14 protein-coding genes are annotated in these 14,280 nt (G+C 56.1%); 7 read left to right on the forward strand and 7 right to left on the reverse strand.

Annotation, left to right across the window (positions count from 1 at the left end; all coding sequences use genetic code 11):
• Positions 1–26 precede the first annotated feature (26 nt).
• Positions 27–1,319 (reverse strand): HdeD family acid-resistance protein, encoded by a 1,293-nt coding sequence (locus tag JEM67_RS12195; RefSeq protein ID WP_199639042.1) that lies wholly within the window; start codon positions 1,317–1,319, stop codon positions 27–29.
• A 195-nt stretch (positions 1,320–1,514) separates the two neighbouring features.
• On the opposite strand from JEM67_RS12195, the gene JEM67_RS12200 reads away from it, so the two are divergent.
• Positions 1,515–2,075: a YniB family protein gene (locus JEM67_RS12200; RefSeq protein WP_013812616.1), complete on the forward strand. Its 561-nt coding sequence runs from the start codon at positions 1,515–1,517 to the stop codon at positions 2,073–2,075.
• A gap of 40 nt (positions 2,076–2,115) precedes the next feature.
• Here JEM67_RS12200 and JEM67_RS12205 read toward each other — a convergent pair whose 3' ends face one another.
• Positions 2,116–2,985 (reverse strand): fructosamine kinase family protein, encoded by an 870-nt coding sequence (locus JEM67_RS12205; protein ID WP_199639044.1) that lies wholly within the window; start codon positions 2,983–2,985, stop codon positions 2,116–2,118.
• 256 nt (positions 2,986–3,241) lie between these two features.
• Here JEM67_RS12205 and JEM67_RS12210 point away from each other — a divergent pair, with 256 nt between their 5' ends.
• The gene (locus JEM67_RS12210) at positions 3,242–3,691 is read left to right on the forward strand and encodes a GNAT family N-acetyltransferase (RefSeq protein WP_199639046.1); all 450 of its coding nucleotides are present in this window, start codon (positions 3,242–3,244) and stop codon (positions 3,689–3,691) included.
• Positions 3,692–3,727: 36 nt separating this feature from the next.
• On the opposite strand, the gene JEM67_RS12215 is transcribed toward JEM67_RS12210, so the two are convergent.
• The 5 genes from JEM67_RS12215 to ghoS form a co-directional block, all read right to left on the reverse strand.
• On the reverse strand, positions 3,728–4,588 hold the full coding sequence (locus JEM67_RS12215) for a metal ABC transporter permease (RefSeq protein ID WP_199639048.1): 861 nt from the start codon (positions 4,586–4,588) through the stop codon (positions 3,728–3,730).
• Complete coding sequence (yfeC, locus tag JEM67_RS12220) at positions 4,588–5,448, reverse strand: iron/manganese ABC transporter permease subunit YfeC (RefSeq protein ID WP_199639050.1); 861 nt, start codon at positions 5,446–5,448, stop codon at positions 4,588–4,590. Before yfeC ends, JEM67_RS12215 begins: the two co-directional genes overlap by 1 nt.
• On the reverse strand, positions 5,448–6,338 hold the full coding sequence (locus JEM67_RS12225) for a manganese/iron ABC transporter ATP-binding protein (protein ID WP_013812621.1): 891 nt from the start codon (positions 6,336–6,338) through the stop codon (positions 5,448–5,450). Before JEM67_RS12225 ends, yfeC begins: the two co-directional genes overlap by 1 nt.
• Entirely contained in the window at positions 6,335–7,279 is a 945-nt protein-coding gene (locus JEM67_RS12230; protein ID WP_013812622.1) for a metal ABC transporter substrate-binding protein, read from the reverse strand. The genes JEM67_RS12225 and JEM67_RS12230 overlap by 4 nt, the downstream gene beginning before the upstream one ends.
• 131 nt (positions 7,280–7,410) lie before the next feature.
• Positions 7,411–7,710, reverse strand: coding sequence for a type V toxin-antitoxin system endoribonuclease antitoxin GhoS (gene ghoS / locus JEM67_RS12235; protein ID WP_013812623.1), 300 nt, complete (start codon positions 7,708–7,710; stop codon positions 7,411–7,413).
• A gap of 109 nt (positions 7,711–7,819) precedes the next feature.
• Between ghoS and JEM67_RS12240 the strand changes: the two genes are divergently transcribed.
• The 5 genes from JEM67_RS12240 to JEM67_RS12260 all read left to right on the forward strand — a co-directional run bounded on the left by JEM67_RS12240 (position 7,820) and on the right by JEM67_RS12260 (position 14,187).
• On the forward strand, positions 7,820–8,485 hold the full coding sequence (locus tag JEM67_RS12240; protein WP_013812624.1) for a transglycosylase SLT domain-containing protein: 666 nt from the start codon (positions 7,820–7,822) through the stop codon (positions 8,483–8,485).
• A 309-nt stretch (positions 8,486–8,794) separates the two neighbouring features.
• Complete coding sequence (locus JEM67_RS12245) at positions 8,795–9,514, forward strand: gluconate 2-dehydrogenase subunit 3 family protein (protein WP_199639052.1); 720 nt, start codon at positions 8,795–8,797, stop codon at positions 9,512–9,514.
• Positions 9,515–9,516: 2 nt separating this feature from the next.
• Positions 9,517–11,298, forward strand: coding sequence for a GMC family oxidoreductase (locus tag JEM67_RS12250; RefSeq protein WP_199639054.1), 1,782 nt, complete (start codon positions 9,517–9,519; stop codon positions 11,296–11,298).
• A gap of 12 nt (positions 11,299–11,310) precedes the next feature.
• A complete protein-coding gene (locus JEM67_RS12255) occupies positions 11,311–12,648 on the forward strand; it encodes a cytochrome c (protein ID WP_199639056.1) in 1,338 nt (445 codons plus the stop codon).
• 255 nt (positions 12,649–12,903) lie between these two features.
• Positions 12,904–14,187, forward strand: a complete 1,284-nt coding sequence (locus JEM67_RS12260) for an HAAAP family serine/threonine permease (RefSeq protein WP_199639058.1) — start codon at positions 12,904–12,906, stop codon at positions 14,185–14,187.
• Positions 14,188–14,280: the final 93 nt, after the last annotated feature.

Below are 14,280 nucleotides of genomic sequence, written 5' to 3' on the forward strand. Positions count from 1 at the left end.
CCACTTTATCATCGCCGGTAACCAGACTAAAATTTTTGCCTGCCTGATTGCACCACATTCGCTCTGGACGCCTTACCGAAACGCAGGATTCGCCACAGATCGCGCAGTTTTGACCACCAGCGCTGATGCTGTCGCTCGGTCACCTGCTGCAGCATGCGCGCATAGTCCAGCACCAACCCCGGCGTCCAGGTCATGGTCTCGCCGCGGCTACGCAACACTGCCAGCATCCACAGGTTGGGGTCGAGGATCAAAAACAGAAAACGCCGCCACAGAGGCTTGTCGCCCAATACGCCCTCCAGCGCACTGTCCAGCGCCAGGATCACCGTGGTGGAACAGTTGCGGCGCGTCAGGTTGTAGGTTGTGTCCTGGCGATACCCTTGCCAGAAGGCGTGCAAGGCAGAGGGGTTATAACGGCGGAACTGGATTTTCTTGTCGGGTGCGCACCAGGCCGCCACCTCTTGCTGCAAGCCGGGCAGAAAGCGACCTTCGACGTTGTTTTGTTCGCCGGAGTGCAGTAACTGACGGAAATCCTGCACTGAATGGCTGATGTCATTCAGCGGATAATGGCTGATGTACAAATCCGGGGCCAGCGCCAGAGCGGCATGCCCGGTGGAGATATGGCCGCCGCTATCTACTGCGGCGATATAGCGGTCAACAATGTAGCGCCGGCGCGCATCTTTCGCTGTCGCCACCGGTGTCCAGACATAGACCGTCAAGGGGGCGGCCTGAACCGTTAGCGCAGCAGCAGGCTGTTGTCGGTTCAGGGAGAAGCTCTCCAGCCGCTGCGCAATGCGCAGTAACGCCCAGCCCGACAGCAAAAGCATGACGCCGACGCAAAAGGGGACCGTCATGCGGTGCGGCACCGGCCAGCCGGTAAAAATAAACAGCGACAGCAAGATTTCGAAACCGCCCGCCAATGCGACCAGTTTCCAGCGGCTGTGCTGGATCAGGGTAGAAGAGGCGATACGCACTGAGCCGTCCAGCAACAACGCGCTACCGAACACCAGCGTGGCGACAATATTGTCGTCTGCGGGGACGTCCAGCACCAAAAAAGCCATCATCAGAAATCCCAGCCCCTTCAGCAATACCGGTCGGCTGGCGGCGGAGCCAATCACCAGTGCGGCGGAGATCGCCACCAGTCCCTCGAGCGCCAGCACCACCGCCAGTGCATCCAGCGCCAACACCGAGCGGCCATCTTCTAGCACGTCAACTAACATCAGCAGACCGACGGCGATCCATGCCCAGCCAAACAGCAACAGCGCACGCCGCTGGCCGCGCAGCGCCTGAGGGCCCAATAACAAGATGATAAGGCGAATCATGACGCCCCCATTCCGAATGGATTGAGTTAACTATATAGCCATTTAACGAGAATGCGCTGTCGCCGTTAAGTTGTTGAAAACGGATAATCCCGGCTACGCTTGTAGCACAGCAAGGCTAAAGAAAACGGTGGGCGAGTTTCAGTAACTACAGGTAGACTTAGCCAATTACGGTTACGTCGCTTACAAGGGGAACACATGACGTATCAACAGGCTGGGCGCATCGCCATTGTGAAACGTATTCTTGGCTGGGTAGTTTTCATCCCTGCGTTGCTGTCAACGCTGATCTCGCTGCTGCTGTTTTTCTATCAACACAGTGAGAAGACCAAAGGCATCAATGCGGTGATGCTGGATTTTGTCCACGTCATGGTGGACATGGTGCGCTTCAATACGCCGTTCCTGAATATCTTTTGGTATAACTCGCCGGTGCCGGACGTAGCGAAAAGCCTGTTCAGCGGCGCCAATTTGATGTTTATCGTTATCTATTTTTTGATTTTTGTCGGGCTGGCGTTGCAAGCCTCAGGCGCACGCATGTCGCGCCAGGTGAGGTTTATCCGTGAAGGCCTGGAGGACCAGATGATCCTCGAGCAGGCCAAGGGCAGTGAAGGGCATACGCGTGTGCAACTGGAAGAGCGCATCACGCTGCCACGCCACACCATTTTTCTGCAGTACTTCCCGTTGTACATTCTGCCGGTCGTGATCGCGGTCATTGCCTGGTTCGTCATCAAGTTACTCGGCCAACTGGCCGGCGCGGCTTAAGACCAGGCCAGGTCAAGGCGCTGGATTCAGCGCCTTGACACTATCGGGCTTGAGGATGCAGCAACGCGTCTATTGCACGTTGCGCCTTGACCAGATGCTGGCCGCCGAACAGGTTGCTGTGGTTAAGCAGGTAATACAGCTGATACAGCGGCTGGCGTTCAATAAAGCCATGTTCCAACGGCCAGACACTCTGATACCCGTCATAAATCTGCGGCGGGAGCTCAGGGTGCAGCGGCAGCATCGCCAGATCGCACTCGCGATCGCCCCAGTAGCTGGCAGGATCGAACAGGATCGGACCGTCGGCGGTCATGCCGCAGTTTCCCGGCCACAGGTTACCGTGCAGCAGTGAAGGTTGCGGCTGATGGTGCTGCAGGCGTAAATACACTACGTCGATAATTTCATCAATATCACCAAAGGTCATGCCTTTCTCCGCCGCCAACTGCAACTGCCAACCGATGCGCTGCTCGGCAAAGAATTCCGACCAGCGGCGCTGCCAGGCATTGGGTTGCGGGGTGGTGGTCAAATCGTTATCGAAGTCGAGGCCGAACTGTGGCTGTTCACTCCATTTATGCAGATGGGCCAGCTGTTGGCCGAGGCAATGAGCGTCGTGGGCGTTGAAGGGTTTCAGCGGCTGGTATTCCAGCAGCAGGAAGCTGTAGTCACGATCGCTGCCGACGCCATAAACCTGCGGCACCCGCACGGTTTTACTGCGTGCCAGTAAGGCCAGCTGATCGGCTTCGGCGGTAAAGATCGGTAGCATTTCGCGGGCATCACATTTGACAAATACCTCGTTGTCACCGTAACTCACGCGCCACGCCGGATGGATTTCTCCCCCGGGCAGTTCAGTCCTTTCGCGGATTTCTGCGCTGCCAAGATGTTCACTTAACAGACGGCTAACGGCTTGCCACATGGTACACCCCCTCTGTGTTGCCTGCGAATTCATTAGGTTAGCCTCTTTACCGTTCCGAAAACACGACCTGGCGCACAGCTGGCACCGACGGCAGGCGATTTTTTCGCCAGTCGCGTTTGCTCAAAGTATATACGCTATTGATTCATTTAAGCACGTGGCCTATTGCAACTTCGTGGCACCGGAGCGATGTTTATCAGGTTGGCGCCAGAGGGGTACTTATAGAATGATATTTTATAATCAATAAGATGAGGGAGTTATGGAGCAGAACCCGCAGTGGCAGCGCGACGAATACCTGATCGATACGGATAAAAGTGAATTAAATTTGGCGTTCACCCACGCATTTTTGACCACCTCGAGTTGGGCGTCAGGCATTTCGCAGGAGACGGTGCAACTTTCCATCGACAACAGCCTGTGTTTTGGCCTCTATCATTACCGGCAACAGATAGGTTTTGCGCGTCTGGTGACGGATTACGCCACCTTCGGTTATCTGTGCGATGTGTTTGTCGCGCCGGATTATCAGGGGCGTGGGCTGGCCCGCTGGTTGATGGACTGCACGCTGGAACATCCCGTGCTGCAGCGGTTGCGGCGCGTTATGCTGGTGACCGGTACCGCGCCGTGGCTGTATCAAAAAGTGGGATATGAAGCGGTGAATCGTCAGGACTATGTCTGGCATATCGTCCGGCCAGATATCTACCGGCAGCAATAACGCTTGCGGCGGTGAGGGGGCGCACCGCCGCAAGCGTTAAGGTTTCTCGCTGAGCAACGCCTCTTCGTGACGTTGTAACGGCCTGAGTTTGCTGTAGAACAGGGCGACAATAAAAGCAACTGCTTGGACGATCACAATACAGGGGCCGGTGGCACCGTCGATGTGAAAGCTGATCAGGGTGCCGAGCACGCAGGAGAATACCGACACCAGAGTTGCGATGATCAGCATGCGATCAAAACTGCGACACAGCATAAAGGCAATAATGCCTGGCGCTATCAGCATCGCAATCACCAGTATCACCCCGACTGCCTGCAGAGAAGCGACAATCGTCAGCGCCAGCAGGCACAGCAGCCCATAATGCAGCAGTTTTACCGGCAGACCGATGACTCTGGCATGGCTCGGGTCGAAACAGTAGAGCATCAGATCTTTGCGCTTGAGCAACACCACCACCAGCGTGATGCCGGCAATCAGCAGCGTTTGTTTCAGCTCGGCGTCGGTAATCCCCAGCATATTGCCGAACAGGATGTGGCTCAGATGCTGATCGGTATCGACGCGGGAAAACAGTACCAGCCCGAAGGCGAACATGCCGGAGAAAACGATGCCCATCACCGTGTCCTCTTTCACCCGGCTGTTCTCTTTCAGATAGCCGGTGGCTACCGCGCAGAAAATGCCGGAGAAAAACGCGCCGATAACCACCGGGATGCCAAGCACGAACGCCACGACAATGCCGGGCAGAACAGCATGAGAGATAGCATCGCCCATCAGCGACCAGCCTTTGAGCACCAGATAGCACGACAGCACCGCACACACCACGCCGGTAACGATAGCGGCCAGGATCGCCCGCTGCATAAACGGGTAGGCGAAGGGTTCGCTGAGCAGTTGATACAGGGTTTCCATCAGTGGCCTCCGGTCTGTTCACGGGCTACGCGGCGCCGGGACGCCAGCAGGCCGTGTTTGGGGGCGAAGAAAAACGCCGTCAGAAACACCAGCGTCTGCAGGGTCACGATCACGCCGCCGGTAGCGCCGTCAAGGAAGAAGCTCAGGTAGGCACCGACACCGCTGGTCAGCGCGCCGATGACGATGGCGATGATCACTAAACGGCTAAAGCGGTCGGTCAGCAGATAGGCGGTGGCGCCTGGCGTAATCACCATGGCGATCACCAAAATCGCCCCGACGGTTTGTAATGCCGCGACGGTGCAGGCGCTGAGCAGGGTGAAGAACAGGATTTTCATCCGCAGCGGCGACAGACCAATCGACACCGCGTGGCTTTCGTCAAAGAACACCGCCAGCAGGTCTTTCCACACCAGGCACAGAATCAGCAGCGAGACGCCGATGATAATCTCGACTTGCAGTACGTCTTCGTCGGCGATGCCGAGAATATTGCCGAAGATAATCGACTGCACGTTAATCGACGTAGGATTGAGTGAAATGATCAGCAGCCCAACGGCGAAGAAGGTCGAAAAAATAAAGCCGATGATTGCGTCTTCGCGCAGGCGGGTGACGTGGCGTACCAGCGTCATGGCGAGCGCGGCCAGCATGCCGGTGAAGAAGGCCCCGGCGGCGTACGGCAGACCAAGGGCATAGGCCCCGGCGACGCCAGGCACCACCGAGTGCGACAGCGCATCGCCCATCAGCGACCAGCCTTTCAGCATCAGATAGGCCGACAGGAACGCGCAGGCGGCACCGACGATGGCGCTGACCCAGATCGCTTTGACCATGTAGTTGTAATTGAAGGGTTGCAGCAAAATGTCCAGCATCAGAGTTGCTTCTCCTTTGGCTGGCTTTGCGCCGGAGGGTCGCTCTTGGTATGGCCATAGAACACCGCCGGACGTTCGTCATCGGTCAATACCGTCACGGTGCGCGGATCGTTATCGTCATGCAGATCCGGGCCGGACAGGTTGATATGGCGCAACACGCCGCCGAACGCCTGCTCCAGGTTGCTTTGGGTAAAGGTGGTTTCGGTTGGGCCGGCGGCCAGCACCGTGCGGTTAATCAGGATCACCCGGTCGCAGAATTCCGGCACGCTGCCCAGGTTATGGGTGGAAACCAGGATCAGGTGACCCTCATCACGCAACGCGCGCAGCAGATCGATAATTGCGTTCTCGGTTTTGACGTCCACGCCGGTGAAGGGTTCATCCAGCAGCAGCACGGAACCTTGTTGCGCCAGCGCCCGCGCCAGGAACACCCGTTTTTTCTGCCCACCGGAAAGCTCGCCGATCTGGCGGGTGCGCAGTTCGCTCAGGCCAACGCGCTCCAGAGCCTTGTCGACGCGCAGTCGGTCTTCCCGGGAGGGAATGCGCAGAAAATTCATCTTGCCGTAGCGGCCCATCATCACTACGTCTTCCACCAGGACCGGGAAGTTCCAGTCGACGTCTTCGGTTTGCGGGACATAGGCAATAATATTTTTTTTCAGCGCTTGCGCCACCGGTTTGTCGTTCAACTGCACACGGCCGGTGGTGGGTTTGACCAGCCCCATGATGCTTTTGAACAGCGTCGACTTGCCGCTGCCGTTGACGCCGACCAACGCGCAAATGGCGCCGCCGCTCAGGTTAAAACTGGCGTTGTGGATCGCGGTATGGCCGTTGTTATAGGTCACGGTAACGTCATCCACGATCAGCTCAGGGCGGACAAAAACCTCGGTGGTCATTGATCAAATCCTTTGGCGATGGTTTGTACGGTGACGTTCAGCAGGTCTATATACGTCGGTACCGGGCCGCCCTGGGTGGACAACGAATCGACATACAGCACGCCGCCGTACTTCGCTCCGGTTTCTTTCGCCACCTGCCTGGCCGGTTTGTCGGAGATGGTGCTTTCGCTGAAGACCACCGGAATGCGGTTGGCGCGAACGGCGTCGATGACCCGACGAACTTGCTGCGGCGAACCTTGCTCGTCGGCGTTAATTGGCCACAGATAGACTTCTTTCAACTGATAGTCTTTCGCCAGATAGCTGAATGCGCCTTCGCTGGTAACCAACCAACGTTGGGCTGCGGGAATACGCGACAGGCGCTCGCGCAGCGGGGCATCCAGTGCGCTGATTTTGGCGGCATAGGCTTTGGCGTTGCGGTTATAGGTTTCTGCGTTGGCCGGGTCGTGCTGCACCAGGGCTTTACGGATGTTTTCTATATAGATGAGCGCATTGCTGGCAGACATCCAGGCATGCGGATTCGGGTTGCCGTTATACGGCCCTTCGCGGATTGGCAGCGGGGTGATGCCTTCGGTTACCACGGCGGCGGGAACCTGTTTGATGTTCTCGAAGAAGCGTTGGAACCAACGTTCGAGGTTCATGCCGTTCCACAGGATCAAATCGGCGTGCTGCGCTTTAACGATATCGCGTGGCGTTGGCTGATAATCGTGGATCTCCGCTCCCGGTTTGGTAATAGACTCAACCACCGCGGCGTCGCCGGCCACGTTTTGAGCGATGTCCTGAATGATGGTGAAGGTCGTCACCACGCGCAGTTTCTTTTCCGCTAAAGCGGGATTGCTGGCGAGGCCCGCGACAAGCAGCAGCCACAGCAGGGCAAAAGGGCGGTAAAACGCCGTAGCCTGAATGAGTGGCTGGCGGGGAAAAGCGCGTTGTTTCAAAAACATGGTGACATCTCCTGGCTCAAATGAAAAATGATTATCAATATCATTTATAGCAAAGTCAAGCGTCACCTTCAGGCTGACGGCAGGTTATCAATCCATTGCAAAAATAATACCGTCAGGTGAGTTATAGCATTTTATGTATCAGTATGTAACCGCTTAACGTACTCCTCATAGCGGGCTATGTCGACTTCCGGCGTTTTCCCCAGGGCAACCTCCCCGAGCTTTTGCGCCAACTGTTGTACATCCTGTTGATCCAATGAGGTTATAAACGCAAAACTGTTGCTGCTCAACGGATGCGGAATGCCCTGTTCATCTGTCACCGAAGTGACAAATCCATCGCGGGTTAATTGTCCGGTAAGCTTGGCCAAATCAGCCAATCCTTCTTCCTGATAGCGGAAAGTCACCACAAAACACGTCGTCGCAGATTGACTCATAAATCACCTCTTGGTATATGAATAGCTTGAGATTAGACCAAAAAAATTATGCAGGCGTCCTTACAAGTTGTATATGCTACGCAACCCATTGAAAGGAGTGAGGGATTCTGTGAAAACAAAAATCGGTTGCCTGACGGCAATTTTGCTTTTGTCGGGGTGCGCCAAAGACCCGCAAACGACAAGTACTATTTCAGGCAGTGGCACATCGCGCGGCGGTTGGTTAAAAACTCCCCCGCAGGCTCCGGTTAACCGCACAGGGACGCCGATAGCCTATAACGATTACATTCGTCAGGCCGCCAGCAGTTATGGCGTTGACGAAACGCTGATTAAAGCGATTATTCAGGTGGAGTCCGGGTTTAACCCGAACGTGGTCAGCACCTCGAACGCCGTGGGATTAATGCAGCTGAAACCTTCAACCGCCGGGCGTGATGCCTATCGTATGAAAGGAAGAAGTGGGCAGCCCAGCTCGCGTGAGTTGAAGGATCCGGCGGTCAATATTGATCTGGGAACGGCCTATATCAATATTCTTCAAAGCCAGCAGCTAGCCGGGATCAACAACCCACAGACCTTGCGTTACGCCACCATCGTTTCTTATGTCAATGGGGCAGGTGCCATGTTGCGCACGTTCTCATCAGACAAGCGTGTGGCGGTAAACCGCATTAATCAGATGAGCCCGGATGAGTTTTACCAGCACATCCAGAAAAAGCACCCGGCCCCGCAAGCGCCGCGCTATTTATGGAAGGTCACGACGGCCTATCAGGCGATGTCGCAGTAAGCTTTATTTCTCACTAAAACCGGTCGCTCCCAGCGGCCGGTTTTTCTTTATCGACGCGACAACATCGCGACGTATCTCGCATTTTTCGTTATTTCCCATCCTGTTACCTCAAAAACCGCACAAATAGTTAATTTTACATTAACGGTCATTTCTTTACGCTCATTCAATAAGTTACCGGTAACATTTTAGCTTGAGTTCACAAAGTAACCTTCAAAAAATAGACAAATACGTAACAAATTATTTTTAAATCCCGCAATGTTCACAAGGTTGAGGTTAAATAGTTGTGATTATCTTTGGATGGAATGTGACATGTCGGACGATAAAACTAACAACTCACGGCGCGATTTCCTGCTGAAATCGATGACTTTAATTCCCGCAGCGGTGATTGGCGGCAGTGGCGTCACTGCCCTGACGACACCCATGCCTGCTGTTGCAGCTACAGACACCCCAACGGACTACCAGCCCACGTTTTTCACCCCGGAAGAATGGGCATTTATCAAGGCTGCTGCGGCGCGCCTGATCCCGGCTGACGATCGCGGCCCTGGTGCCCTGGAAGCCGGCGTGCCGGAGTTTATCGATCGCCAGATGAATACCCCGTATGCCACCGGTTCAATCTGGTACATGCAAGGGCCATTCAACCCGGATGTGCCGAAAGAGATGGGTTACCAGCTACCGCTGGTGCCGAAACAGATTTACAACCTGGGCATCAGTGACGCCGATGCCTACTGCAAGAAAACCGCCGGCAAACCCTTTGCCGAGCTGGACGCTGCACTGCAGGATGCGCTGCTGCAGAAGTTTGAATCAGGTGAGGCGGAGTTCTCGCAGTTACCGGCCAAACTGTTCTTTTCCTACCTGTTGCAAAACACCCGCGAAGGTTTCTTTAGCGATCCAATCCATGGCGGCAACAAAGACATGGTTGGCTGGAAGCTGATTAATTTTCCGGGCGCGCGCGCCGACTTTATGGACTGGGTTGAGCGAGGGGAACGTTATCCCTTCCCGCCGGTATCAATTCGTGGGGAGAGGGGGTAACAATGGCAACGGTAATGAAAAAAGTGGACGCGGTGATCGTCGGCTTCGGCTGGGTCGGCGCGATTATGGCCAAAGAACTGACCGAGGCGGGCCTGAACGTGGTGGCGCTGGAGCGCGGCCCGATGCGCGATACCTATCCGGACGGCTCCTACCCACAGGTGATTGACGAGCTAACCTATAATATCCGCCGCAAATTGTTCCAGGATCTGTCGAAAAGCACCGTGACCATTCGGCATAACACCAGCCAAACCGCAGTGCCTTATCGCCAACTGGCTGCCTTCCTGCCGGGCACTGGCGTAGGTGGCGCGGGCCTGCACTGGTCCGGCGTGCATTTTCGCGTTGACCCGATCGAGTTGCGCATGCGCAGCCACTATGAAGAGCGCTACGGCAAGAGTTTTATCCCGAAAGACATGACCATTCAGGACTTCGGCGTGACTTACGACGAGCTGGAGCCGTTCTTCGATAAAGCCGAAAAAGTGTTTGGCACTTCCGGCACCGCCTGGACGGTAAACGGGCAGAAAGTGAGTCAAAAGGGCGGTAACCCGTTCGCGGCCGACCGGTCGAATCCTTTCCCGCTGCCGGCGCAGAAGAATACTTTTTCGGCGCAGCTGTTCGAGAAGGCGGCGCGGGATGTGGGTTATCACCCGTATAATCTGCCTTCCGCCAACACCTCGGACTCCTATACCAACCCCTACGGCGCGCAGATGGGGCCGTGCAACTTCTGCGGTTTCTGCAGTGGTTACGCCTGCTACATGTATTCCAAGGCATCGCCGAACGTCAATATTTTGCCGGCGTTGCGCATGGAGAAGCGCTTCGAGCTGCGTACCAACGCCAACGTGCTGAAAGTGAACCTGAGCGCTGACAAATCCCGCGCCACCGGCGTGAATTATGTCGATGCGCAGGGCCGCGAAATTGAACAGCCAGCGGAACTGGTGATCCTGGGTGCTTTCCAATTCCACAACGTGCATCTGATGCTGTTGTCCGGCATTGGTAAACCTTACGATCCGGTGACCGGCGAGGGCGTGGTTGGGCGTAATTTCGCCTATCAGAACTTGACCACCATTAAGGCATTCTTCGACAAAGACGTGTTCACCAACCCGTTCATCGGTGCCGGCGGCAACGGCGTCGGGGTGGACGATTTCAACGCCGATAACTTCGACCATGCCAAAGAAGGTTTCGTCGGCGGTTCGCCATTCTGGGTCAACCAGGCGGGCACCAAACCGATTTCCGGCTTGCCGACGCCTCCTGGCACCCCAGCCTGGGGCAGCAAGTGGAAAGCGGCAGTGGCGGACGCCTACACCCATCACGTGTCGATGGACGCCCACGGCGCGCACCAGTCGTACCGCAGCAACTATCTGGACCTGGATCCCACCTACAAGAACGTGTTTGGTCAGCCGCTGCTGCGCATGACGTTCGACTGGCAGGAAAACGACGTCAAGATGGCGCAATTCATGTACGACAAAATGGCGCCGATCGCCAAAGCGATGAACCCGAAATTGATCGCCGGCAGCCCGAAAAATGCCAACAGCCATTTTGACACCACCAGTTACCAGACCACGCACATGAACGGCGGTGCGGTAATGGGAGAAGATCCGAAGACCAGCGCGGTAAACCGCTATCTGCAAAGCTGGGACGTGCACAACGTGTTTTCCATCGGCGCGTCGGCCTTCCCGCAGGGGCTGGGTTACAACCCGACCGGCACCGTGGCCGCGTTGGCTTACTGGTCTGCCCGCGCGATTCGCGAGCAGTATCTGAAAAACCCAGGCCCTCTGGTGCAGGCATAAGGACGGCGATCGATGAAATCATTTGTTCCCGCACTGGTTCTCAGTGCATTGAGTTTTTCCGTTTGGGCGCAGGACGCCACGGTCAGCAGCGAGTTGATCAAACGCGGCGAGTATCTGGCGCGTGCCGGTGACTGCGTGGCCTGCCACACCAACGGTAAAAGCGGTAAAGAGTTTGCCGGTGGTTTGGCGATGGAAACGCCGATCGGCACCATTTACTCCACCAATATCTCGCCGGATAAAAAAACCGGTATCGGTGATTACAGCTTTGAAGACTTCGATAACGCGGTGCGCAAGGGCGTAGCCAAAAACGGCAGCACTTTGTACCCGGCAATGCCTTATCCGTCGTTCGCGCTGGTGAAAGAGGACGACATGCGCGCCATGTACGCTTATTTCATGCACGGCGTGCAGCCGGTGGAGCAGGCTAATAAGGATTCCGATATCCCCTGGCCGCTGTCAATGCGCTGGCCGTTGAGTATTTGGCGCGGCATGTTTGCACCGACGCCGGCGGATTTTGTCGCTGACGCCAAAGCCGATTCGGTGGTCGAGCGCGGTCGTTATCTGGTGGAAGGATTGGGGCACTGCGGTGCCTGTCACACGCCGCGCAGTATCACCATGCAGGAAAAATCGCTGAGTAATAACGACGGCGACAACTACCTGTCCGGCAGCAACGCGCCGATCGACGGTTGGGTAGCCTCCAGCCTGCGCGGAGACACCAAGGACGGATTGGGGTCCTGGAGCGAAGCCGAACTGACCGAGTTCCTGAAAACCGGTCGCAACGATAAATCCATCGTGTTTGGCGGCATGAGCGATGTGGTTGAACACAGCCTGCAGTATCTCAGCGATGAAGATCTGACGGCGATCTCGCGCTATCTGAAAACACTGCCGCCGAAAGATGGCAAGCAGCAGGCGGCACCGGTCGAGGATAGCGTTGCCAAGGACCTGTGGCGCGGTAACGACAGCAAGCCAGGAGCGGCGTTGTACGTCGATAACTGCGCGGCCTGTCACCGTACCGACGGTGTGGGCTACAAACGCGCCTTCCCGGCACTGAAGGGCAACCCGGTGGTGCAAACCGACGATGCGACCTCGCTGATCCACATCGTGCTGACCGGCAATACCACGCCGGCGGTGAAAGGGGCGGTGTCCAACCTCACCATGCCGCCGTTCGGTTGGCGCCTGAACGACCAGCAGGTGGCGGACGTAGTCAACTTTATCCGTTCCAGCTGGGGCAACAGCGCCAAGCCTATCGATGCCTCGGACGTGGCCGACGTGCGTAAAGATCGCACGATGATCCGCAATGAGAAGGAGATGGGTAGCGCCGAAGTGCCGGAGCATCCGGACGCCAACAAGTAAACCGCCAGGGGCCTCCAGAGGCCCCTGTTTTTTGCCTCTCGCCATCGATTCCCGCACTGAAAATCGCTCATGAAGCGCGCAGTTAGCCGCCAAGAGATAGACCCGAGCAGCGTTTTTAATTATCCTTTGCCATCCTTTTATCAAGCACAAGAATGAAATACTGCATTAATCCCTTGATTAATGTTAAAAAATTCGCGGAGAAGGATATCCCATTGAGCGCAATCGTTGTCGCTGAAGAGTAAGGTGAGCTTTCCTATGAGTACGATTTCTCCCGATTCAGGTACGCAGGCCGCTACCCAAGCGGCCAAATGGAACAAAACCGATACGGTGTGGATGTTTGGCCTCTATGCCACCGCTGTCGGCGCAGGCACGTTGTTCCTGCCGATCAATGCCGGTTTGAACGGCCCGCTGGTGCTGTTGCTGATGGCACTGTTTGCTTTTCCTCTGACCTATTTACCGCATCGCGCACTGAGCCGCTTTGTGCTTTCCGGTTCCAGCCGCGACGGCAATATCCATGATGTGGTGGTCGAACACTTTGGCGTGCTGGCGGGTAAAATCATCATGGTGTTGTACCTGATGGCATTTTTCCCGATCGTGCTGGTATACAGCATTTCGATTACCAACGCCCTGGACAGCTTCTTGATCCATCAGTTTCACCTGACGCCGCTGCCGCGTATCTGGCTGAGTCTGGCGGTGGTGGTGGTGTTGAATCTGGTGCTGCTGCGCGGTAAAAACGCGATTGTCGCGGCGATGGGCATGCTGGTGTTCCCGCTGCTGGTGTTCCTGATGGGCATTTCGCTGTACCTGATGCCGACCTGGCAGACGGCGAACTTCGTCAGCGGCCTGGCCAACACCCAGCTCAGCAGCCCGGATTTGTGGCATTCGTTGTGGCTGGCGGTACCGGTGATGGTGTTTTCCTTCAGCCATGCGCCGATTATTTCGTCCTTCGCCTCTACCCAGAAAAGCCTGTATGGCGACAAGGCTGAACGCCGCTGCGCACGCATCATGCGTTATAGCTACGTGCTGATCTGTGTCACCGTGCTGTTCTTTGTCTTCAGTTGCGTGCTGAGCTTGTCTCATGCGGACATGCAGCAGGCGAAGGATCAGAACATCACCGTGCTGACCACGCTGGCGAACAAATTCTCCAATCCGCTGATTGCCTATCTTGGCCCGGTGATGGCGATACTGGCGATGTCCAAGTCCTACCTCGGCACCTCGCTTGGCGTTACCGAAGGGGCGACCAGCCTGATTGACGGTTTGACGCGAGCGGTCGGTAAGCCGTTAAGTTCGCGCATCACGCACCGCCTCTCCGCCGTACTGCTGTTCCTGCTCACCTGGGCAGCCACGGTCTGGAACCCTAGCGCGTTGCATATTATCGAAACCATCAGCGGCCCGCTGATTGCGGTAATCCTGTTTATTTTGCCGATGTACGCGGTGCGTGCGGTACCCGCGATGCGTCGCTACCGTGCGCCGAGCAACATCTTCGTGCTGGTGATGGGCCTGATTGCGCTTTCTGCGCTGATTTACGGTCTGGTTTAACCTCTGTGGCGCGCCGAAACCGGTGCGCCAAGTTTCCTTCTGATTCACATCCATTTTCAATTAAACCGTCATCTGCTTAGCGTTGCCTTTGAT

The sequence above is a fragment of the Serratia sp. PAMC26656 genome, from assembly GCF_016469055.2.
GTDB lineage: Bacteria > Pseudomonadota > Gammaproteobacteria > Enterobacterales > Enterobacteriaceae > Serratia > Serratia plymuthica.